Origin of the sequence: Leifsonia sp. CL147 (genome assembly GCF_900114565.1) — a bacterium.
Lineage (GTDB): Bacteria > Actinomycetota > Actinomycetes > Actinomycetales > Microbacteriaceae > Leifsonia.
This window is the reverse complement of record NZ_FOTM01000002.1, coordinates 157292-177510: the sequence shown is the minus strand read 5'-3', so window position 1 is coordinate 177510 and position 20219 is coordinate 157292. Positions and strand designations below refer to the sequence as shown.

Annotated in this window: 15 protein-coding genes; all 15 read right to left on the bottom strand. The window is 67.6% G+C overall.

All coding sequences use genetic code 11. From position 1 onward, the window contains the following. Positions 1 to 21: 21 nt before the first annotated feature. On the bottom strand, positions 22 to 843 hold the full coding sequence (locus tag BM287_RS03125) for a prepilin peptidase (RefSeq protein WP_090035889.1): 822 nt from the start codon (positions 841 to 843) through the stop codon (positions 22 to 24). A 1-nt stretch (position 844) separates the two neighbouring features. Next, positions 845 to 2242, bottom strand: coding sequence for a hypothetical protein (locus BM287_RS03120; RefSeq protein WP_139230608.1), 1398 nt, complete (start codon positions 2240 to 2242; stop codon positions 845 to 847). Positions 2243 to 2310: 68 nt separating this feature from the next. Beyond that, the gene (locus BM287_RS03115) at positions 2311 to 2892 is read right to left on the bottom strand and encodes a prepilin-type N-terminal cleavage/methylation domain-containing protein (RefSeq protein WP_090035887.1); all 582 of its coding nucleotides are present in this window, start codon (positions 2890 to 2892) and stop codon (positions 2311 to 2313) included. Between the two features lies 1 nt (position 2893). Next, positions 2894 to 3292, bottom strand: coding sequence for a type IV pilus modification PilV family protein (locus BM287_RS03110; protein ID WP_090035885.1), 399 nt, complete (start codon positions 3290 to 3292; stop codon positions 2894 to 2896). Between the two features lie 87 nt (positions 3293 to 3379). Continuing rightward, the gene (locus BM287_RS03105; RefSeq protein ID WP_244527848.1) at positions 3380 to 3787 is read right to left on the bottom strand and encodes a type II secretion system protein; all 408 of its coding nucleotides are present in this window, start codon (positions 3785 to 3787) and stop codon (positions 3380 to 3382) included. A gap of 208 nt (positions 3788 to 3995) precedes the next feature. After that, positions 3996 to 5219 (bottom strand): type II secretion system F family protein, encoded by a 1224-nt coding sequence (locus tag BM287_RS03100; RefSeq protein WP_090035881.1) that lies wholly within the window; start codon positions 5217 to 5219, stop codon positions 3996 to 3998. Continuing rightward, a complete protein-coding gene (locus BM287_RS03095) occupies positions 5219 to 6424 on the bottom strand; it encodes a type IV pilus twitching motility protein PilT (RefSeq protein WP_170857411.1) in 1206 nt (401 codons plus the stop codon). Before BM287_RS03095 ends, BM287_RS03100 begins: the two co-directional genes overlap by 1 nt. Before the next feature lie 338 nt (positions 6425 to 6762). Continuing rightward, positions 6763 to 8424 (bottom strand): GspE/PulE family protein, encoded by a 1662-nt coding sequence (locus BM287_RS03090; RefSeq protein WP_090035880.1) that lies wholly within the window; start codon positions 8422 to 8424, stop codon positions 6763 to 6765. 185 nt (positions 8425 to 8609) lie between these two features. Then, complete coding sequence (locus BM287_RS03085; protein ID WP_090035879.1) at positions 8610 to 8834, bottom strand: hypothetical protein; 225 nt, start codon at positions 8832 to 8834, stop codon at positions 8610 to 8612. A 106-nt stretch (positions 8835 to 8940) separates the two neighbouring features. Then, positions 8941 to 12816: a DNA-directed RNA polymerase subunit beta' gene (rpoC, locus tag BM287_RS03080; RefSeq protein WP_090036064.1), complete on the bottom strand. Its 3876-nt coding sequence runs from the start codon at positions 12814 to 12816 to the stop codon at positions 8941 to 8943. Positions 12817 to 12865: 49 nt separating this feature from the next. Beyond that, on the bottom strand, positions 12866 to 16363 hold the full coding sequence (gene rpoB / locus BM287_RS03075; protein ID WP_090035878.1) for a DNA-directed RNA polymerase subunit beta: 3498 nt from the start codon (positions 16361 to 16363) through the stop codon (positions 12866 to 12868). A 277-nt stretch (positions 16364 to 16640) separates the two neighbouring features. Then, on the bottom strand, positions 16641 to 17729 hold the full coding sequence (locus BM287_RS03070; protein ID WP_244527847.1) for an SDR family oxidoreductase: 1089 nt from the start codon (positions 17727 to 17729) through the stop codon (positions 16641 to 16643). Between the two features lie 24 nt (positions 17730 to 17753). Further along, on the bottom strand, positions 17754 to 18413 hold the full coding sequence (locus BM287_RS03065) for a response regulator transcription factor (RefSeq protein ID WP_090035876.1): 660 nt from the start codon (positions 18411 to 18413) through the stop codon (positions 17754 to 17756). Continuing rightward, a complete protein-coding gene (locus BM287_RS03060) occupies positions 18410 to 19585 on the bottom strand; it encodes a sensor histidine kinase (protein ID WP_090035875.1) in 1176 nt (391 codons plus the stop codon). Before BM287_RS03060 ends, BM287_RS03065 begins: the two co-directional genes overlap by 4 nt. A 7-nt stretch (positions 19586 to 19592) precedes the next feature. Then, positions 19593 to 20129 carry a hypothetical protein gene (locus BM287_RS03055; RefSeq protein WP_090035873.1) on the bottom strand — a complete coding sequence of 179 codons (537 nt, stop codon included), beginning with the start codon at positions 20127 to 20129 and terminating at the stop codon, positions 19593 to 19595. Between the last annotated feature and the right edge of the window lie 90 nt (positions 20130 to 20219).

Below are 20219 nucleotides of genomic sequence, written 5' to 3'. Positions count from 1 at the left end.
AGAGTTCCATGGTGCTCCTCCTCATCGCCCGACTCCGATCAACGTCAGGTACGCCGAGGCGATGGAGCCTCCGGCGACCAGCCCGATCCAGGCGCCACCCAGCATCCACGGACCGAACGGAATGCCGCTACGCCGGGTGGCCCGGCGCGCGATGAGCAAGCCGATGCTGAAGAGGCCGCCGAAGGCGAATGCGGCGAACGCGCCGATTGCGAGCTCGCCCCACCCCGCGAAGCCGAGGAAGAGGCCGAGCGCGCCGGCCAGCTTCACATCCCCGTAGCCCATGCCCCCGGGATATGCGAGGGCGAGCAGGGCGTAGAGAGCCCAGAGACCCGCCATGCCCAGTCCCATTCGCAGGAGGGCAGCCGGGTCTCCTGACAGCAGGGCACTGGAGCCCAGAAACAGGATGCCCGCCGGGTACAACGGCAGGACGATCCTGTTGGGCAGCCGGTGGGTGTCCAGGTCGATGAGCGCCAGGGCGATGCTGGAGGCCACGAGGTAGAGGTAGCCGGCGAGGGCGAGCCCTGCGGCGGCGAATCCGCCCAGGGGGGTGGCCTCAGTCCCCCAGCGATCGAGCGCCCAGAGGGCGACTGCGCCGAAGGCGAGTGCCGTGAAGAGCTCGACCAGGGGGTAACGCATCGAGATGCGCTCGCCGCAGTCGCGGCAGCGTCCTCGAAGCAGCAGCCAGGAGATCACCGGAACGTTGTCATACGGCCGGATGCGCGCTCCGCATGACCCGCAGGCACTGGGCGGCGCGACGATCGAGCGCCCGGCGGGGACGCGGAAGATCACTACGTTCAGAAACGACCCGATCAGTGAGCCGAACACCCCGAACAGTACGGGCATCTCAACCACCTGCCAAGTCCCGGTCGGAGATCAGCGTTCCCGGCTGGGGGCTGAGCAGCGGCGGGATCACGGCACCGGTGCTGAGGTCGTACCCGGCGATGCCCACTTGATCGTAGGTGTAGACGGGGTTGTTCACGATGGTGCTGTAGGAACCTGTGTAGATCTGCCCATTCCACGTCAGGTTGTTCTTGGTCACCAGCGCGCACGGCGTGTAGAGCATGGCTTGGACGGCGTTGGTCGTCTGGATCACGTCGGACGCAGTGAGGGTGTTCTTCACGTTGAAGTCGTCCTGGTGTGCCGGGTCGGTGGCCGCGGGTGCGGTATTGCACGTCGGCTTGTGGTCGGCGACGTTGTCCGGCGTGATGAACCACAGGCGGTGCACCGCCGACGACGACGAGGTGAACTGAAGTCCGTTGACGGTGGTGAAATTGAACTGGTTCGCGAAGATCACCACATCGCTCGTCAGGGCGACAGTCGTGTTGTTCCCCGCGGACGGGCCACCGACGCAGCCGAGCATGTTGACGATGATCGGCGAGCCAGACGGACCACCCAGGTTTCCGTTGACGAACGAGCAGGGCGTGTCCGTCGGGGCGACCTTCACGGCGAACTGAGCGCCGGTGGAGTCGCGCCAGTCGGACGGCGTGTAGGTCACATCCACCCACGGGGCGGTCGGGGGCGCGATCGAACCCTGCGTGTAGGTTCCGGTGACATGACTGCCGGGCGGGTTCGGGGACACCGCTCCGGCCGTCAGGTCGCCGTTGACCGTCCCGCTGCCGAGAGTCGCCGTGTTCTGGACGGCCACATCGCCGTTGACCGCGCACGTCGCGCTGAATGTCAGGTTGCCGTTCGGGCTGTTGCCCGCCACCGTGACGTTTCCGTTGAAGACCGAGTTGTTCTTATTGCATAGGAGGTTCCCGTTCTGCACGACCAGCCCGCCGCTCTCGGAGAGGTCGAACGACGAGTTCGCCTCGACTTCACCTCCGCTGTAGAGGTTGACCGACGTCCCGGACGGCGTGGGGCCCGGTATGAGCCAGTTGTAGATGGCCTCGACCGTGCGGGTGCGCGGGGTCGTGGATCCTGCCATCGCCGGCGACTGCGGCGTTCCCGTCGAGAGGAGGCGTATCCGGCTGGTCGTGGACGTGGGGCACCCGGCCTGCCAGCCGGAGCCTGCGTCGAACTGCACGGTCACGGTGTAGGTCAGGGTTCCGGTCGATGTGTAGGTTCCGGGAGACGGTTGCGCGGCGCAGTTGCCCGGCGTGTAGAGCCCTGCACGGGCGGCGGCGATTCCTGCATCGGCAGCCGCCTGCGCTTGCACGCCGGACCTCGTCGATGCACTCGTCCCGGCTGCAGAGACGACGGAGGTGGCGACGAGGGTCGTGAGGATGAGGCCGACCATCATGACTCCGAGCACCGCGATGAGTGCCGAGCCACTCTCGGATCGAAGGCGGCCTCGGAGCGTTCGTACGATCAGTAGCATGCGGGACTCCCTGCTGAACCGGCTCGGCTGAGAACTGTGCTGGAAATGGAGACCGAGCCACCCGAGGACGACTGACCCGAGAACCCGATCGTGAGCTGGGGGCTGGTACCGCCGAACACCGCACTGCCGCTGAGAGGTGAGACGTTGCTCGCGAGCAGCGTCCAGGTCGCGAGCGCCGATGACGAGGGCGCAGCGATGGCAGAGGGCGACTGCGTGTACCGGATGCTCCCACCGTTCGCGGCGGAGAAGTACCACGCCGCGCATATCCACGTGAGAGTCGATCCACCCTGAGCGGTGCGTGCGATCAGCAGTTGGTCGGTCCCGCTGGGAGTGCTCAGCAGGAAATCCGACGAGTTGCGGATGCCGCGCTCGATGGATTCGGCGGCGACCTGCGCCGAGCTCGATGTCGCAGACAGGGCATCCACACGTCGTGACGCCGTCTGGAGGCTGGCGAGCATCGCGCCGACGATGGCGAGCACGACGACCAGGAGGAGCGAGGCGATGAGCAGCTCGATGAGCGTGAAGCCCTGGTCGGTGCCGGTCTCATCGGCCGGTGCGGGCGAGTGGGGCATGTCAGGGTCCTGTGACGAAGACGAGCGTGGAGGCGGTCGTCAGCACGATGTTCGTATCCGTGCGCTTCACACTGACGGAGACTTTCACGGTGATGGGATAGCCGGTGGCCGGGCAGGTCGTGCCGATCGTGCGGGTGGCACGGAGCGGGACGTTCTGCATGGTGCTGGTCGTATCGGCCGAGGTGACGGCGCTGCAGGCGGTGAGGCCCCGCACCTGCTCCAGCTGCTGGTTCGCCAGCTGTGTCGCGCTGGCGACGGCGGCGTTGGAGAGGGAGGCCCGAAGGCCCTGGACGAGGATCGGGATGACGGCGACGGCGATCAGACCGAGGAGGAACATGGCGACCAAGACCTCGGCGATACCGAAGCCGTCTTCGTTGTCGCTGCGCGTGCGAGCGATCATGGTCCTCCTCCTTTCAACTTTCCAGCAGGGAAGAGAGGAAGGGTGGGCCCGCGCGAGGAGCCGGCCCACCCTTCACTCAACCCATGCTTACGGGCAGGTACCCGCAACCACGGAGGTGGAATCGGTGATCTTAAAGGTCTTGGTCGACTTGCTGGTGCCCTGGATGCAGAAGGTCGCCGGAGTCGTCGCGGTGGCAGCGGTCGTCGTGTACGTGACGCCCGTCGTAGCTTGGGTGTCGCCGATACCAGCGGCGCCGATGTTGGCCGGCAGAACGCCGTTGGCCGTGGTCTCGGCCGACACCACCGCGGTCTTCATGTTGGTGAGGTCGGACTGGGTCGCGCTGTCCTTGGCGTTGTCCTGAATGCCCAGGTACACCGGGATCGCGATGGCGGCGAGGATGCCGATGATGATCACGACGACGAGCAACTCGATGAGCGTGAAGCCCTTCTCGTTCTCTTCGAGGAGACCCTGGCGGCGGCGATTCAATTTGCCCATGAGTCGGAAATACATTGCAGTGTCCATTCGGTCGGGAATGTTTGGGATGCAGGCGGCCCGAGGATCCGTCCGTGTCTTGATAGTAGAAAGGACGACCCTGTCACCAGAATCCCTTGAGTGGGGGGTTTAACCCCTGGTCATGGCCCCAAAGCGAGGGTGATTCATGACCGTGTGTCCGCGTCTTGGTGGACAGACAGTTGCGTTTCCGCTATTTGATCAGGCTCGAGATCTGGAAGATCGGCATGTACAGAGCGATCACCATGCCGCCGATCACGACGCCCAGGAACGCGATCATCAGCGGCTCGATCATCGCTGTGAGCTGTTCAGTGGCCGCCTGGACCTCGTCGTCGTAGAAGTCGGCGATCTTCTCCAGCATCACCTCGAGCGATCCCGCATCCTCCCCGACAGCGATCATCTGGGTCACCATCGACGGGAAGACGGGATGCTCGAGCAGCGGCCGCGAAATCGACTCGCCGCTCCGCACCGACTCCGCCACGCCGATCAATGCACGCTCTATCACCCAGTTGCCGCTCGTCTCGCCGACGATGCGGATCGCCTGGAGGATGGGAACTCCCGCGCCGATCATGTTCGCGAAGTTACGGCTGAACCGCGCCACTGCGATCTTCTTCATCAGCGGGCCGAAGACCGGCAGCTTCAACTTGATCGGGTCGACCTTCCGCCGCACCTTCTCGCTGTTCTTGTTCTTGGCCCACCACCACGCTCCGCCGATGATCAGCACGAGCAGCACAGGCGCCAGCCAGACCATCGAGTGCGAGAGGACGACGAGGATCTCGGTCGGCAGCGGCAACTGGCCACCGAGGCTTTTGAACATGTTGTCGAACACGGGGACGATGAACAGCAGCATGCCGATGACCGACACCAGCGACATGATCAGTACGATCACCGGATAGGTCAGCGCCGACTTGATGGTGCCGCGGAGCTTGACCTCCTTCTCGAAGTTCGTCGCGATGGACTCCAGAGCGCTGTCCAGGAAGCCGCCTGTCTCTCCTGCACGCACCATGTTGACCATGAGAGGAGGAAAGACGTCGCCCTGCTTGCGGAACGCATCGGACAGCGCCGATCCGGCCTCCACCTGGGTGCTCACTTCGGTCAGGATCTTCGCGAGCCGCTTGTTGGCCGTCTGCTCGCCGAGGACGTTCAACGTCTTGAGCAACGAGAGCCCTGCGCCGATCATCGTGCTCATCTGCCGGCTCATGACGGCGAGATCCTTGAGCTTGACGCCGGAGCCGAACCGGATGTCGATCTCGCGATTGAGTCCGGTCGCATTGGCCTCGGTGATCGCGATCGGCGAGACCCCGAGGGTGCGGAGCCGGGAGGCGACCGCGGCTTCGCTCGACGCATCCACGCGCCCCTTCACCAGGCGCCCTCCTGCGTCGCGTCCTCGGTACGCGTAAGCCTGTACGACGGCCATCAGCGGGTACCCCCGGAGTAGGAGTCGCCATAGTCGGGACCGCTCGCCGCGAAAGCGCGCGTGGCGCTGTCGCCGGGCGTTTCGACACGCTGGATGAGCCGGGTGAGGCCGTCCGGGTCGTGGGCCTTCTCCAGTGCGACGGTGCGGGTGATCGTGCCGCTGTCCACGAGCTCGGCGAGATGCTGATCCATCGTGTGCATCCCGGAGCCCTTGCCGGCCTGCATCATCGACCCGATCTGGTATGTCTTGCCCTCGCGGATGAGGTTCGCGATCGCCGGGGTGGTCAGCATCACCTCCGTGGCCACCGCGCGCCCGGTGCCGCTCGCCCGTTTGACGAGGGTCTGACAGATGACCCCCTGAAGCGTCGCAGCGAGCTGTGCCCGGATCTGCTGCTGCTGGTGAGGGGGGAACACGTCGATCACGCGATCGATCGTCTGCGGGGCATCCTGGGTGTGCAGGGTCGCGAAGACGAGGTGGCCGGTCTCGGCCGCGGTCAGGGCCACAGAGATGGTCTCCAGGTCGCGGAGCTCGCCGATCAGGATGACGTCAGGGTCCTGGCGCAGCACGTGTTTGAGCGCATTGTTGAAGCTGTGGGTGTCGTGTCCGACCTCGCGCTGGTTGACGATCGACCGCTTGTGGACGTGCATGAACTCGATCGGGTCCTCGACCGTCACGATGTGGTCCGCGCGCGTGGAGTTCACCAGGTCGATCAGAGCAGCGAGGGTGGTCGACTTGCCCGACCCGGTCGGTCCGGTGACAAGGACGAGGCCTCTGGGCAGCTGCGAGAGATGCGCCACGCTCTCGGGGACGCCGAGATCGCGGAGATTCTTGATCTCCGTCGGGATGAGTCGGAACGCAGCTCCCACCGAGCCGCGCTGTTGGTAGATGTTGACGCGGAAGCGGGAATTGGCCGACACGGTGAAGGCGAAGTCGAGCTCCAGTTCTCGCTCGAACTGCTGCTTCTGCCGATCGTCGAGAAGGCTGTAGAGGGCCTGGCGCGTCCGCTCGCTCGACCAGGGCTGGGTGGATCCGGCCGGCGTGAGCGCTCCATCGACACGGATCATCGGGGCAGCACCGACAGTGATGTGCAGGTCGGAGGCTCGGGCTGCCACCACGGAGCGTAGCGATGCCACCAATTCGGCGTCTGCTCGGGCAAGCGTTTCCCGCTCCTCCTCGGTGAGCGTGGAGGTGTCGTACTCGGACATCGGCGAAGAAGCCGGGGGTGCCAGCGCTGGCCCCGTGGGAGCCACGCCGAGCACCGCCTCGGTCGGGGGCGGGAATGTGCGAGCAGGCTCCGCCGGCACCAGTGCAGGCTCCGCGGGCACGTAAGCCGGTTGCATCGGCGCGGAAACGGGCTGCGCGATTGGGACCACAGGCGGTCCGACCGGAATCGGTTGTTGCCTGAGGGCATCCCCTTCATCCGATGGGAGATCGACAGGCCAGAGGTGGCCCGCATCCGGACGGGTCACCGGGATCTCATAGATCGGCCGCCCCTCGGGGAGACGCCAGTCGTCATTCGTACCGTCCGTTGTCATGGGCCCTCCTAGGCAACCACTCGTAGAATCTCGTCGACCGATGTGATGCCGAGGGCGGCTTTCTGCCAGCCGTCCTCACGCAGGGTCAACATGCCCTGCTCACGGGCCACTCGCGCAATGTCGGCACTGGAGGCGCGAGCGACGGTGAGCCGCTCGATCTCCTCCGTGACGGCCATGACCTCGTGGAGCGCGAGCCGACCCCGGTATCCGGTGTTCGAGCAGGCGGTGCACCCCGTCGGCCCGAACAGCTGAGGAAGCTCACTGTCGAGGTCGAGAGGGATCCGCATGGCCTGAAGCGCGTCCCGTTCGTAGGTGATCGGCGCCTTGCACCGCTCGCACAGCCGGCGGGCCAGCCGCTGGGCGACGACACAGTCCAGGGCCGAACCGACCAGGAACGGCTCGATGTTCATCTCGGTCAGCCGGGTGACGGCGCTGGGTGCGTCGTTCGTGTGCAGCGTGGAGAGGACGAGGTGGCCCGTCAGGGACGCCTCGATCGCGATCTGAGCCGTCTCGTGGTCGCGGATCTCCCCCAGCAGGACCACATCCGGGTCACTGCGCAGGATGCTGCGGAGCGCGCTTGCGAACGTGAGCCCGGCTTTCGGGTTCACCTGCACCTGGTTGACACCTGCCATGCGGTACTCGACCGGATCCTCGACGGTGATCACATTGATCTCCGGGCGGGACACCGCGTTGAGCGTGGTGTAGAGCGTCGTCGACTTCCCGGATCCCGTGGGACCCGTGACGAGGATCATCCCGTACGGCTTCGAGTACGCGTTCTGGAAGGTCTGGAAGTTGCGCTCGAGCAGGTTGAGATCGCGCAGCGTCATGCTCGTGTTCGTGTTGTCCAGGATCCGCATGACGACCTTCTCGCCCCACACCGTGGGGAGGGTCGCAACGCGCAGGTCGACCTGTCGTCCGCCATGGACGATCGACATCCGGCCGTCCTGGGGCTTCCGGCGTTCGGCGATGTCGATGTCGCTCATGATCTTGAGACGCGAGATCACGCCGTTCTGGACAGAGCGTGGCGCGTTCTGCATCTCGTGGAGCACGCCGTCGATCCGGTAGCGGACCCGCAGGCTGTGCTCCCCCGGCTCGAGGTGGATGTCGGATGCCCGATCCTGGATCGCCTGGCTCACGATGAGATTCACGAACCGGACGATCGGCGCTTCGTCCTCGGTCGTCTCATCGTTCAGCCCTGCCTGCGAGCCGTCGTCCCCGGCCGTCTCATCCTCGAGGGTGCTGGACAGGTCGTTGAGCTCTTCGTCCGCACGGATGTAGCGGTCGATGGCGGCGGCGAGGTCGTCCGGCTCCGCCACGGCGGGCACCACCGGCATATGCGCGGCTGCACGCACGTCGTCGATGGCGAACACATCCCCGGGATCGGACATCGCGAGGATCAGGCTGTCGCCGGCGAAGCCGATGGGGAGGACGCCGTGACGTTTGCAGATCGCACCGCTCACGAGGGCGACGGCGGTGCGGTCCACCGGGTGGTCGACGAGCTCGAGGAACGGAGCACCGACCTGCGCGGCACGTGCGCGCGCCAGTTGCGCGGGGGTGATGGCGCCGCGTGCGATGAGGTCCTGCGCGATGCTCTCATCGTTCCCGCCGGAGTCGAGATATTCGATGGGCAGATGGCCGTGGAGGATGAGGATTTCGGTCATGGACGCCACGGGGGACCCCCTCTGGATCGCGGCTGCCGACGGTTCGGGTGAACGGCAGACCCGTCCGTCAGGGGCGAGAACTCCCGGGGCGGATGGGCGTAGTCCACCTAATCAGTGGGCGGGTCAGGGCAACAGCCCCGCGTGAGGGTGCCACGCTGGTGGGTGGCACCCGTGTGCGGGGTGTCCGACCTCCGTCAGCGCAGCTTGCCGCGACGGCTCGCCAGGTACACGAGCACGCCGGCGACGACGGCGCATCCCATGGTCGTCATCCAGAACGGGAGGGTGGTTGCCGCATCGCCGGTGAACGCCCGGGCGATGCCGATGAGGAAGCTGGCGACGGCGGCGGCCAGAAGCGCGGCCGCAACTCCCAGCATCGCGCGTCCCGCGGTGTCGGTGTACTGGAGGAGCTGGCGCCACATGCGTCCATCCTCCCAGACCCCGGGCACGATGAAGACCCAGCGACGACGTACCCCGGGAACGACGAAGACCCCCGGCGGATGCCGGGGGTCTTCGTGACGGGGAACCTTAGTTGTAGGTGCCCGGGGTGTAGTCGTCCGAGCTGAAGCTGTCGAAGTCGACGAAGCTCAGGTCGCTCTCGTTGAACGAGGAGTCGTCGGCGAAGATGCGGTTGGGGTACCGCTCCGCCTTGGCCTCCTCCGTCGCCTCGACGGTGACGTTCCGGTAGCGCTGCAGGCCGGTGCCGGCCGGGATGAGCTTACCGATGATGACGTTCTCCTTGAGACCGATCAGCGGGTCGGACTTGCCCTCCATGGCCGCCTGCGTCAGGACGCGGGTGGTCTCCTGGAAGGATGCGGCCGACAGCCACGACTCGGTCGCCAGCGAGGCTTTGGTGATACCCATGACCTCCTGACGGGCGGAGGCGGTCTTCTTGCCCTCCTGCAGCGTGGCGCGGTTGATCTCGTTGTACTTCGACCGGTCGACCAGCTCGCCCGGCAGCAGGTCGGTGTCGCCGTGGTCGACGACGGTGACCTTGCGGAGCATCTGACGGACGATGACCTCGATGTGCTTGTCGTGGATCGGCACGCCCTGCGAGCGGTAGACGCCCTGGACGCCGCCCACCAGGTGCTTCTGCACCTCGCGGACGCCCTTCACCCGGAGGACTTCCTTCGGGTCGACGGTTCCGACGATCAGCTGGTGTCCGAGTTCGACGCGCTGTCCGTCCTCCACCAGGAGGGTCGAACGCCTCAGCACCGGGTAGACGTGCGGCTCGTCGCCGTTGTCCGGGGTCAGGATGACCTTGCGGGACTTGTCCGTCTCCTCGATGGTGATGCGGCCGGCGGCCTCGGCGATCGGGGACGCACCCTTCGGGGTACGCGCCTCGAACAGCTCCTGGACGCGCGGCAGACCCTGGGTGATGTCGTCCGCGGAGGCCGAACCACCCGTGTGGAACGTACGCATGGTGAGCTGCGTTCCGGGCTCGCCGATCGACTGGGCGGCGATGATGCCGACCGCCTCGCCGATGTCCACCAGCTTGCCGGTCGCGAGCGAACGGCCGTAGCAGGCGGCGCAGACGCCGACCGCCGACTCGCAGGTCAGCACGGAGCGGACCTTGATGTCGGTGACGCCGGCCGCGACCAGCTTGTCGATGAGCACGTCGCCCACGTCCTCGCGCGCCGCGGCGACCACGGTGCCGTCGGCCGCGACCGCGTCAGCGGCCAGGGTCCGGGCGAACACCGAGTTCTCGACGTTCGGGTCGCGGGTGAGGGTACCGTCCGCACCGACCGTGGCGATCGGGAGGTCGAGGCCCTTGGTCGTGCCGCAGTCGTCCTCGCGGATGATGACATCCTGCGAGACGTCCACCAGACGACGGGTCAGGTAGCCCGAGTCCGCCGTACGGAGGGCCGTGTCGGCCAGACCCTTGCGGGCACCGTGCGTCGCGATGAAGTACTCCGCGACCGACAGCCCCTCGCGGTACGAGGAGATGATCGGGCGAGGGATGATCTCACCCTTCGGGTTGTTCACCAGACCGCGCATACCGGCGATGTTGCGGACCTGCAGCCAGTTACCACGGGCACCGGAGGTCACCATGCGGTTGATGGTGTTGTCCGCCGGGAAGTTGGCGCGCATGGCCTCGGCGACCTCGTTGGTGGCCTCGGTCCAGATCTTCACCAGCTCCTGGCGACGCTCGAGGTCGGTCGTGAGACCCTTCTCGAACTCCGAGGTGATCTTGGCGGCCTTCTTCTCGTAGCCGGCCACGATCTGCGCCTTGTTCGGCGGGGTCAGGATGTCGCTCAGCGACACCGTGACGCCCGAGCGGGTGCCCCAGTAGAAGCCGGCGTCCTTGATCCGGTCCAGCGCCGCGGCGACCTCCACCTTCGGGTACCGCTCGGCGAGGGCGTTGACGATCAGCGAGATCGTGCCCTTGTCGGCGACCTCCTCCACGTAGGGGTAGTCCGCCGGCAGCGTCTCGTTGAAGAGCGCGCGGCCGAGGGTGGTCTCCACGATCGCGGTGATCGGGGTGGCACCCGTGTCGGCGGCGTCCGACGGCACGTAGTTGTCGAGACGGATCTTGACCTTGGCGTTGAGGTGCAGCGAACCCTGGTCCTTCGCGAGGATCGCCTCGGAGACCGAGGAGAACGCGCGACCCTCGCCCACGGCGCCCTCGCGGACGGTGGTGAGGTGGTGCAGACCGATGATCATGTCCTGCGAGGGCAGGGTGACCGGGCGGCCGTCCGAGGGCTTCAGGATGTTGTTCGAGGCGAGCATCAGGATGCGGGCCTCGGCCTGGGCCTCGACCGACAGCGGCAGGTGCACCGCCATCTGGTCGCCGTCGAAGTCCGCGTTGAACGCGGCGCAGACCAGCGGGTGGAGCTGGATGGCCTTGCCCTCGACGAGCTGCGGCTCGAACGCCTGGATGCCCAGACGGTGCAGGGTGGGCGCACGGTTCAGCAGCACGGGGCGCTCGCGGATGATCTCCTCGAGCACGTCCCACACCTGCGGGCGCGAACGCTCCACCATCCGCTTCGCGGCCTTGATGTTCTGGGCGTGGCTCAGGTCGATCAGGCGCTTGATGACGAACGGCTTGAACAGCTCCAGCGCCATCTGCTTGGGCAGACCGCACTGGTGCAGCTTGAGCTGCGGACCCACGATGATGACCGAACGGCCCGAGTAGTCCACGCGCTTGCCGAGCAGGTTCTGGCGGAACCGGCCCTGCTTGCCCTTCAGCATGTCGCTGAGGGACTTGAGCGCCCGGTTGCCGGTGCCCGTGACGGGACGACCGCGGCGGCCGTTGTCGAACAGCGCGTCGACGGCCTCCTGCAGCATCCGCTTCTCGTTGTTCACGATGATCTCGGGAGCACCGAGGTCGAGCAGGCGACGCAGGCGGTTGTTGCGGTTGATCACGCGGCGGTACAGGTCGTTCAGGTCGCTGGTGGCGAAACGGCCACCGTCGAGCTGGACCATCGGGCGCAGCTCCGGCGGGATCACCGGGACGACGTCGAGGACCATCGCGGCCGGCGAGTTGCCGGTCGCCAGGAACGACGAGACGACGCGCAGTCGCTTGATCGCGCGGATCTTCTTCTGGCCCTTGCCGTTGGCGATCTGCTCGCGGAGCAGCTCGGCCTCAGCGGCCAGGTCGAACGCCAGCAGGCGACGCTTGATCGCCTCGGCGCCCATGTACGCCTCGAAGTAGATGCCGTAGCGGTCGACGAGCTCGTTGAAGTCCGCGTCCTCGGGCTTGAGGTCGCCGACCTTGAGGGTGCGGAACGACTCCCACACGCGCTCCAGGCGGGCGATGTCCTCGTCGAAGGACTTGCGGACCTGGCCCATCTCCTTCTCCGCCGTGTCCTTGACACGGCGCTTCTGGTCGGCCTTCGCGCCCTCCTCCTCCAGTGCGGCGAGGTCGGTCTCGAGGCGCTGCAGACGCTCGGCGACGCGGGCGTCGCGCTGGTCGGACAGCGTCTTGATCTCGAGGCGCAGCTCGTTCTCGAGGCCGGGGAGGTCGGCGTGACGGCCGTCCTCATCCACCTCGATCACCATGTACGCGGCGAAGTAGATGACCTTCTCGAGGTCCTTCGGCGCCATGTCGAGCAGGTAGCCGAGGCGGCTGGGCACACCCTTGAAGTACCAGATGTGCGTGACCGGGGCGGCGAGCTCGATGTGGCCCATGCGCTCACGACGGACGGAGGACTTGGTGACCTCCACGCCGCAGCGCTCGCAGACGATGCCCTTGAACCGGACGCGCTTGTACTTGCCGCACGAGCACTCCCAGTCGCGGGACGGCCCGAAGATCTGCTCTCCGAAGAGGCCGTCCTTCTCGGGCTTCAGGGTCCGGTAGTTGATGGTCTCCGGCTTCTTGACCTCGCCGTAGCTCCACCGACGGATGTCGTCAGCGGTGGCCAGGCCGATACGCAGCTCGTCAAAAGTTGTTGCGTCGAGCAATGTGTTCACTCTCTCCTATTGAAGATTCGTCAGTTGGTCTGGCTGCCGCTTAGATCTCGTCGATCGACGACGACTCGAAGCGGGAGGAGATGTTGATGCCGAGCTCTTCCGCGGCACGGAAGGCCTCGTCGTCCGAGTCGCGCAGGCTGACCGCCTGGCCGTCGGCCGAGAGGACCTCCACGTTCAGGCAGAGGGACTGCATCTCCTTGATGAGGACCTTGAAGGACTCCGGGATGCCCGGCTCCTGGATGTTCTCACCCTTGACGATGGCCTCGTAGACCTTGACGCGGCCGAGGATGTCATCCGACTTGATGGTCAGGAGCTCCTGCAGCGCGTACGCGGCGCCGTAGGCCTCGAGGGCCCACACCTCCATCTCACCGAACCGCTGACCACCGAACTGCGCCTTACCACCGAGCGGCTGCTGGGTGATCATCGAGTACGGACCGGTCGAACGGGCGTGGATCTTGTCGTCGACCAGGTGGTGCAGCTTCAGGATGTACATGTAGCCGACCGACACAGGGTCCGGGTACGGCTCGCCGGAGCGGCCGTCGAACAGCTGCGTCTTGCCGGAGCCGCCGATCAGGCGCTCGCCGTCGCGCGTCGGGAGGGTCGAGTCGAGCAGACCTGCGATCTCCTCCTCCTTCGCACCGTCGAACACCGGGGTCGCGACCTTGGTGTTCGGGGCGACGCTGAAGGCGGCCTCGGGGAGCTCTGCGGCCCACTTCGGCTTGCCCTTGATCTCCCAGCCGTTCTTGGCGATCCAGCCGAGGTGGATCTCCAGGACCTGACCGAAGTTCATGCGTCCGGGGACACCGAGCGGGTTCAGGATGACGTCGACCGGGGTCCCGTCGGCGAGGAACGGCATGTCCTCGACCGGCAGGATCTTGGAGATGACGCCCTTGTTGCCGTGACGGCCGGCGAGCTTGTCGCCCGCGGTGATCTTGCGCTTCTGGGCGATGTAGACCACCACGCGCTGGTTCACGCCGGAGCCCAGCTCGTCGTCGCCGTCCTGCGAGTCGAAGACCTTGACACCGATGACGGTGCCCTCCTCGCCGTGCGGGACCTTGAGGGAGGTGTCGCGCACCTCGCGGCTCTTCTCGTTGAAGATCGCGCGGAGCAGGCGCTCCTCGGCCGACAGCTCGGTCTCGCCCTTCGGCGTGACCTTGCCGACGAGGATGTCGCCGGGGCGAACCTCGGCGCCGATGCGGATGATGCCGCGCTCGTCGAGGTCGGCCAGGAGGTCCGGGCTGACGTTCGGGAGGTCGCGGGTGATCTCCTCCTTGCCGAGCTTGGTGTCGCGGGCGTCGACCTCGTACTCCTCGATGTGGATCGAGGAGAGGGTGTCGTCCTTCACCAGGTTCTGGCTGAGGATGATCGCGTCCTCGAAGTTGTGACCCTCCCACGGCATGAACGCGACGAGCAGGTTCTTGCCGAGCGCGAGCTCGCCGTTCTCGGTCGCGGGACCGTCGGCGACGACCTCGCCCTGCTCGATCCGGTCGCCCTCGTCCACGATCACGCGGTGGTTGTACGAGGTGCCCTGGTTGGAGCGGTCGAACTTGCGCAGGTAGTAGGTCTGGTACGTGCCGTCGTCCGCCTGGACGGTGACGGCGTCGGCCGAGACCTCGGTGACCACACCGGACTTGTCCGCGGTGATCACGTCACCGGCGTCGATGGCCGCGTAGCCCTCCATACCCGTTCCGACGACCGGGCTCTCCGACCGGAGCAGCGGCACCGCCTGGCGCTGCATGTTCGCACCCATGAGGGCTCGGTTGGCGTCGTCGTGCTCGAGGAAGGGGATCAGCGACGTACCGACCGACACCATCTGGCGCGGGGAGACGTCCATGTAGCCGATCTCGTCGGCGGGGATCAGGTCGACCTCGCCGCCCTTCTGACGGGCGAGCACGCGCTCCTCGACGAAGTGACCGCTGGTGTTCAGCGGTGCGTTCGCCTGCGCGATGACGAAGTCGTCCTCCTCGGAGGCCGTGAGGTAGTCGATCTGGTCGGTGACCCGGCCCTCGACGACCTTGCGGTACGGCGTCTCGATGAAGCCGAACGAGTTGATCCGCGCGAACGACGCGAGCGAGCCGATCAGACCGATGTTCGGGCCTTCCGGCGTCTCGATCGGGCACATGCGGCCGTAGTGCGACGGGTGGACGTCACGGACCTCGACGCCGGCGCGCTCACGGCTCAGACCACCGGGGCCGAGCGCGGAGAGGCGGCGCTTGTGGGTCAGACCCGCGAGCGGGTTGTTCTGGTCCATGAACTGCGACAGCTGCGACGTTCCGAAGAACTCCTTGATCGCGGCGACGACCGGTCGCACGTTGATCAGGGTCTGCGGGGTGATCGCCTCGATGTCCTGCGTGGTCATGCGCTCGCGGACCACGCGCTCCATCCGGGACAGACCCGTGCGGACCTGGTTCTGGATGAGCTCGCCGACCGCGCGGATGCGACGGTTGCCGAAGTGGTCGATGTCGTCCACATCGAGACGGATGTCCGTCTGCTGGCCGTTCCGGATCCCCTTGATCGTGGTCTGGCCGTCGTGCAGGGCGACCAGGTACTTGATCGTGGCGATGATGTCCTGGACGGTCAGCACCGACTCGGACAGCGGGGCGTCGAGGCCGAGCTTCCGGTTGATCTTGTAGCGCCCGACCTTCGCGAGGTCGTAGCGCTTGGAGTTGAAGTAGAAGTTGTCGAGCAGCGCACGCGCGGCCTCGGCGGCGACCTGCTCGCCCGGACGGAGCTTGCGGTAGATGTCCTTGAGCGCCTCCTCCTTGGTGAGGATGGCATCCTTCTCGAGGGTCAGCTCGATCGACTGGTAGCCGGCGAACTCGGAGAGGATCTCCTCGCTCGTGAGCCCGAGCGCCTTGAGGAACACGGTGACCGACTGCTTGCGCTTGCGGTCGATGCGGACACCGACCTGGTCGCGCTTGTCGATCTCGAACTCCAGCCAGGCACCACGGCTCGGGATGACACGGGCCGAGTAGATGTCCTTGTCGGAGGTCTTGTCGGCGGTGGCCTCGAAGTAGACGCCCGGCGAGCGGACGAGCTGCGACACGACGACACGCTCGGTGCCGTTGATGATGAAGGTGCCCTTCTCGGTCATGAGCGGGAAGTCGCCCATGAAGACCGTCTGGGTCTTGATCTCACCGGTGAGGTGATTCATGAACTCGGCCTCGACGTAGAGCGGGGCGGAGTAGGTCTTGCCCTTCTCCTTGCACTCGTCGATCGAGTACTTCTTCTCCTCGAGGAACGGGTTCGTGAACGAGAGCTGCATGGTCTCGCCGAGGTCCTCGATGGGAGAGATCTCCTCGAAGATCTCCTCGAGGCCCGTGTTGGCGGGCAGATCCTGGCGACCCTGGGCTTCGGCCTCGACGACGCGCGCCTTCCACGCGTCGTTTCCGACCAGCCAGTCGAAGCTCTCCGTCTGCAGTGCGAGCAGATCGGGAACAGTGAGGGTGTCCGTGATCTTGGCGAAGGAGAGTCGTGATGCGGCTCGTCCGTTCTTGGGTGTCTTGTCGGTGTTGGTTGCGTTGCGCGCAGCAGCCAAGGAAATAACCTCCGTGGGCCCCGTAGGCCGAGTTACTGACGGTCGTGTAATTGTCTGGACGAGAACTCCCAGCCGGGGCGCGCTGCCGTATCTGACCCGAAAGGACGGGCCCAGGCGCGCGCGATGACGTCAGAGCCGACCGCAATATGAAGGCAGAAGCTTGACTGGGAGCGCAAAGAACCACTATATGTCAAATAGACGCGCCATGTCCAGTCCTTTCTTGACCGGAGCGGCGTACTGGGGTATAACGCCCCGTCGTTCCCGATATTCCTTCCGGTCAGCGGCGGCGCGGATGGTACGTCGGGAGCGTGTCCACGGTGGCGAGGACGGCCTCGTCACGCGAGCGCGGAGCCCAGCCGAGCACCGTCCTGGCCTTCTCGCCCGAGGCTCGGCGGACGGTCCCGATGTCGGGAAGCGCGTCGCGGACGCGGCGGCTGAACGGCGCTGCGGCCTTCAGCATCCATTCGGGCATGAGCTTCGTGCTGACCCGCCGGCCGGCGCGCTCCCCCAGGTGGCCGCGGATGAGCAAGGCGATCTCCTGCGCGCTCATCACCTCGCCCGCGATGGCGAGGAACCGCTGCCCGGCCGCCTCCGGACGGGTCATCGCCAGCAGGTGGAGGGCGGCGACGTCGCGCACGTCCACGACGCCGAAGTGGACGTCCGGGAGGCGCGGGAGGCGTCCTTCCTTCACCAGGCGGATGAGCTCCACGGAGGTCGAGATGTCGGGGCCGAGCACGGGCCCGAGGATGCCGACCGGATTCACCGTCGCGAGCTGGAGAGCTCCCGGCTCGGTGTCGACGAAGGCCCAGGCGGAGCGTTCGGCGATGGTCTTCGACCGCACGTACGCGCTGAGCGGGCGTCCGCTGTCGAGCTCCGTCCAGTCCTCTTCGGTGAAGGCGCGGTCGGTCGGAGCGTGGCCGTAGCCGATGGCGGCGAACGAGGAGGTGAGCACCACGCGCTCGACACCGGCGGCACGTGCGGCCCGCAACACGCGGAGGGCTCCGTCGCGGGCGGGCACGATCAGGTCGTCCGGATTCTTGGGCTGAGCGGAGGGGAACGGCGACGCGACGTGCAGGACGTAGCGGCATCCGGCGACGGCGTCGGCCCAGCCGTCGTCCGAGGTGAGGTCGGCGATGGCAAACTCCAGCCGGTCGCCCGGGTCGTCGACGCCTCCCGCCGCGAGCTGGGACCGGACATCGGCCGACCGCGCGGGCGAGCGGACGGTGGTCCGGACGCGGTAGCCGGCGTCGAGCAGCGCGAGCACGCAGTGCGCGCCGAGGAAACCCGAGCCGCCGGTGACGAGGACGCGGTCGGCGGAGGGCGGGGCCGGGTCGCTCGGGTTGCTCGGGTCGCTCACAGCATCCATCCTTCCCCCGGAGCGCCGCGTGCGCTAGCGGCGGACGAGGGCGATCGCCTGCGCGCGGTCGCGGACGGCGAGCTTGGCGAAGATGGCGTTGATGTGCGTCTTGACGGTCGCGACGCTGACGAAGAGGGTGCGGGCGATCTCGCCGTTGCTGAGGCCGTCGCCGACGAGGGCGAGCACCTCGGCCTCACGGCGGGTCAGGGCCGGGAAGCGGGCCGTCAGCGCGCCGGCGGCATCGGCCGGCGCAGGAGCGGCGGCGCTGAGGGAGCTGACGATGCGCGCGCCGACCTCAGGGGCGAACGTGGACTGGCCGCTCGCGACCGCGCGGACGGCGGCGGCGAGCTCGGCGCGGCCCGCGTCCTTCGTCAGATAGCCGCGGGCGCCCGCGCGCAGCGCGCCGAGGATCGACTCGTCGTCGGCGTAGGTCGTGAGCACGAGGACGGCGGTGGCGGGAGCCTCGGCCGCGACCCGCGCGGTCGCGGCGGCGCCGTCGAGGACCGGCATCCGCAGGTCCATCAGGAGCACGTCTGGATGCTCGGTCACGGCGAGCGCGACCGCCTGTTCGCCGTCCGCCGCCTCGCCGACGACCTCCATGTCCGGCAGCAGGCCGAGCACGGTGACGAGGCCGTCGCGGATGATCGCCTGGTCGTCCGCCACGGCGACGCGGATACGGTGCTCGGCGGTCACGGGAGCATCGTCTCGGCGGTCACGGTGAAGCGGCCTTCGTCGTTCTCGGCGGTGGCGGTGCCGCCGAGCGGGAGGGCGGCGAAGCGCTCGCGCATCCCCTCGAGCCCGTGGCCGCCGCCGGAGCGGGCGAGGACGGGATGCGCGCTGCGCCGGTCGGAGGCGCTCCGCGGGCCGGGAACGACGAGCGGGTTGGAGACGGTGAGGCGCACCCGGTCAGTCTGCCAGTCGAGCCGTGCCGCCACGGGCGCGCCCGGCGCATGCTTGCGGGCGTTGCTCAGCGCCTCCTGCAGGGCACGCTGCACGGCGGCGGCCTGGTCCGCGGCGAGCTCGCGGCCCTCGCCGGACACGGCGAGCTCCGCGTCGCCGCCGAGGGAGCGGTGCGCCGCCACGAGATCGCGGAGAGACGCCTCGAGGTCGGAAGCGCTCCGCGCTCCCTGCTCGCGGGAGGCCGGGTCGCGGAGTGCGGCGACGGCACGCCGCGCCTCCGAGAGCCCCTCGGCGGCGAGGTCGCGCGCATCCACCACCCGTGCCCGGGCGGCGGACGCGTCGCCGGCCTCGAGGAGCGCATCCACCGCATCCAGCTGGATGACGAGGCCGCCGAGGCTGTGGGCGAGCACGTCGTGCAGGTCGCGGGCGATGGCGATGCGCGAGGCCTCCTCGCGCATGGTCAGGTCGCGCTCGCGCAGCTCGGCGGCCTGCGCCTCGGACAGCCGGAACTGGCGGCGGCTGAGGCCCGCGAACACGGCCAGGAGGATGCCGCCCATCATGGCGAGCACGGGGATGACGCCGGTTCCGAACGGCAGGGCGCCGAGCGGGATGATGACCAGCACGGCCGCGGCGAGCGCGAGTCCCTGCCAGAGCGGGCGGAGCTCGTCGCTGACGAGCGACATGATGCCGGCGGCGGCCGGGACGATCATCAGGCTGTCCGTCGGAGCCGCCGTCACCGCGCCGGCCAGCGCGGCGAGGACGGCCAGCGCCAGGGCGAGTCGCTGCAGGCGGATCGCCGCGAACGCGGCCCGGCCCGCCCACGCTCCGACCGCCACGACGCCGACGGCGGTCACCCACACCGGGCGCTGCCCGGAGTGGGTGACCGCGAGCGACCATGCGACGACGACCGCGCCGATCAGGTTCAGAGCGACGGCGAGCGGGCTCGGCGTACGGGAGAAGTTCACGGGACCATCATGCGCCGGTCGGCGTAGTCGTGGTGGCGGCGGCGTGCCGGTCGAGCCGAGCGGCGAACACCGCGGTGCGCGCGGCGCGGTTGGCGGCGAAGACGAGCAGGATGACCCCGGTCGAGGTGACCAGGTGGGCGCCGGCCTGGGTGGCCACCACATCCACTCCGATCCGCACGGCGATGATGACCACCCAGAGCATCAGTCCCCAGACGCCGGTCTGCGACTCGTAGGTCGCGAACTCGCCGGGCCTCCGGCCGGCCGCGATCGGCTCGGGGAGGCGGCGGAAATGCGCGATCGCGCCCATCCACCCTCCCAGGGCCAGCGACAGCGCGATCTCGCCGGCCACGACAGCCAGGTCGAGCGGGGTGACCGCCGCCGGCTTCGCCTGCTGGGCCAGGATCGCGACACCGGCGATCGCCAGGATGATGGGGAGGCGCCACATCGCCGACACGACGACCGGCCGCCAGGTCAGCTGCCGGTAACCGACCCACCCGATCAGCAGGATGATCAGGACCACGTTGGCGATCGTCTGGATGCTCATCGCTCTCAACCTTTCCGGCCGGGTTCCCGGCCACGACATCCAGCGTCGCGGGTGTGCGGCGGCGAGGGCACCATCCACAGGTGGAGGCCG

Coding starts and splice junctions, on each gene's coding strand:
- BM287_RS03110 (WP_090035885.1), bottom strand. CDS start 3,292: ATGATCGCTCGCACGCGCAGCGACAACGAAGACGGCTTCGGTATCGCC.
- BM287_RS03055 (WP_090035873.1), bottom strand. CDS start 20,129: ATGAGCATCCAGACGATCGCCAACGTGGTCCTGATCATCCTGCTGATC.
- BM287_RS03085 (WP_090035879.1), bottom strand. CDS start 8,834: ATGTGGCGCCAGCTCCTCCAGTACACCGACACCGCGGGACGCGCGATG.
- BM287_RS03115 (WP_090035887.1), bottom strand. CDS start 2,892: ATGCCCCACTCGCCCGCACCGGCCGATGAGACCGGCACCGACCAGGGC.
- BM287_RS03125 (WP_090035889.1), bottom strand. CDS start 843: ATGCCCGTACTGTTCGGGGTGTTCGGCTCACTGATCGGGTCGTTTCTG.
- BM287_RS03070 (WP_244527847.1), bottom strand. CDS start 17,729: ATGGATGCTGTGAGCGACCCGAGCAACCCGAGCGACCCGGCCCCGCCC.
- BM287_RS03120 (WP_139230608.1), bottom strand. CDS start 2,242: ATGATGGTCGGCCTCATCCTCACGACCCTCGTCGCCACCTCCGTCGTC.
- BM287_RS03105 (WP_244527848.1), bottom strand. CDS start 3,787: ATGGGCAAATTGAATCGCCGCCGCCAGGGTCTCCTCGAAGAGAACGAG.
- BM287_RS03095 (WP_170857411.1), bottom strand. CDS start 6,424: ATGTCCGAGTACGACACCTCCACGCTCACCGAGGAGGAGCGGGAAACG.
- BM287_RS03100 (WP_090035881.1), bottom strand. CDS start 5,219: ATGGCCGTCGTACAGGCTTACGCGTACCGAGGACGCGACGCAGGAGGG.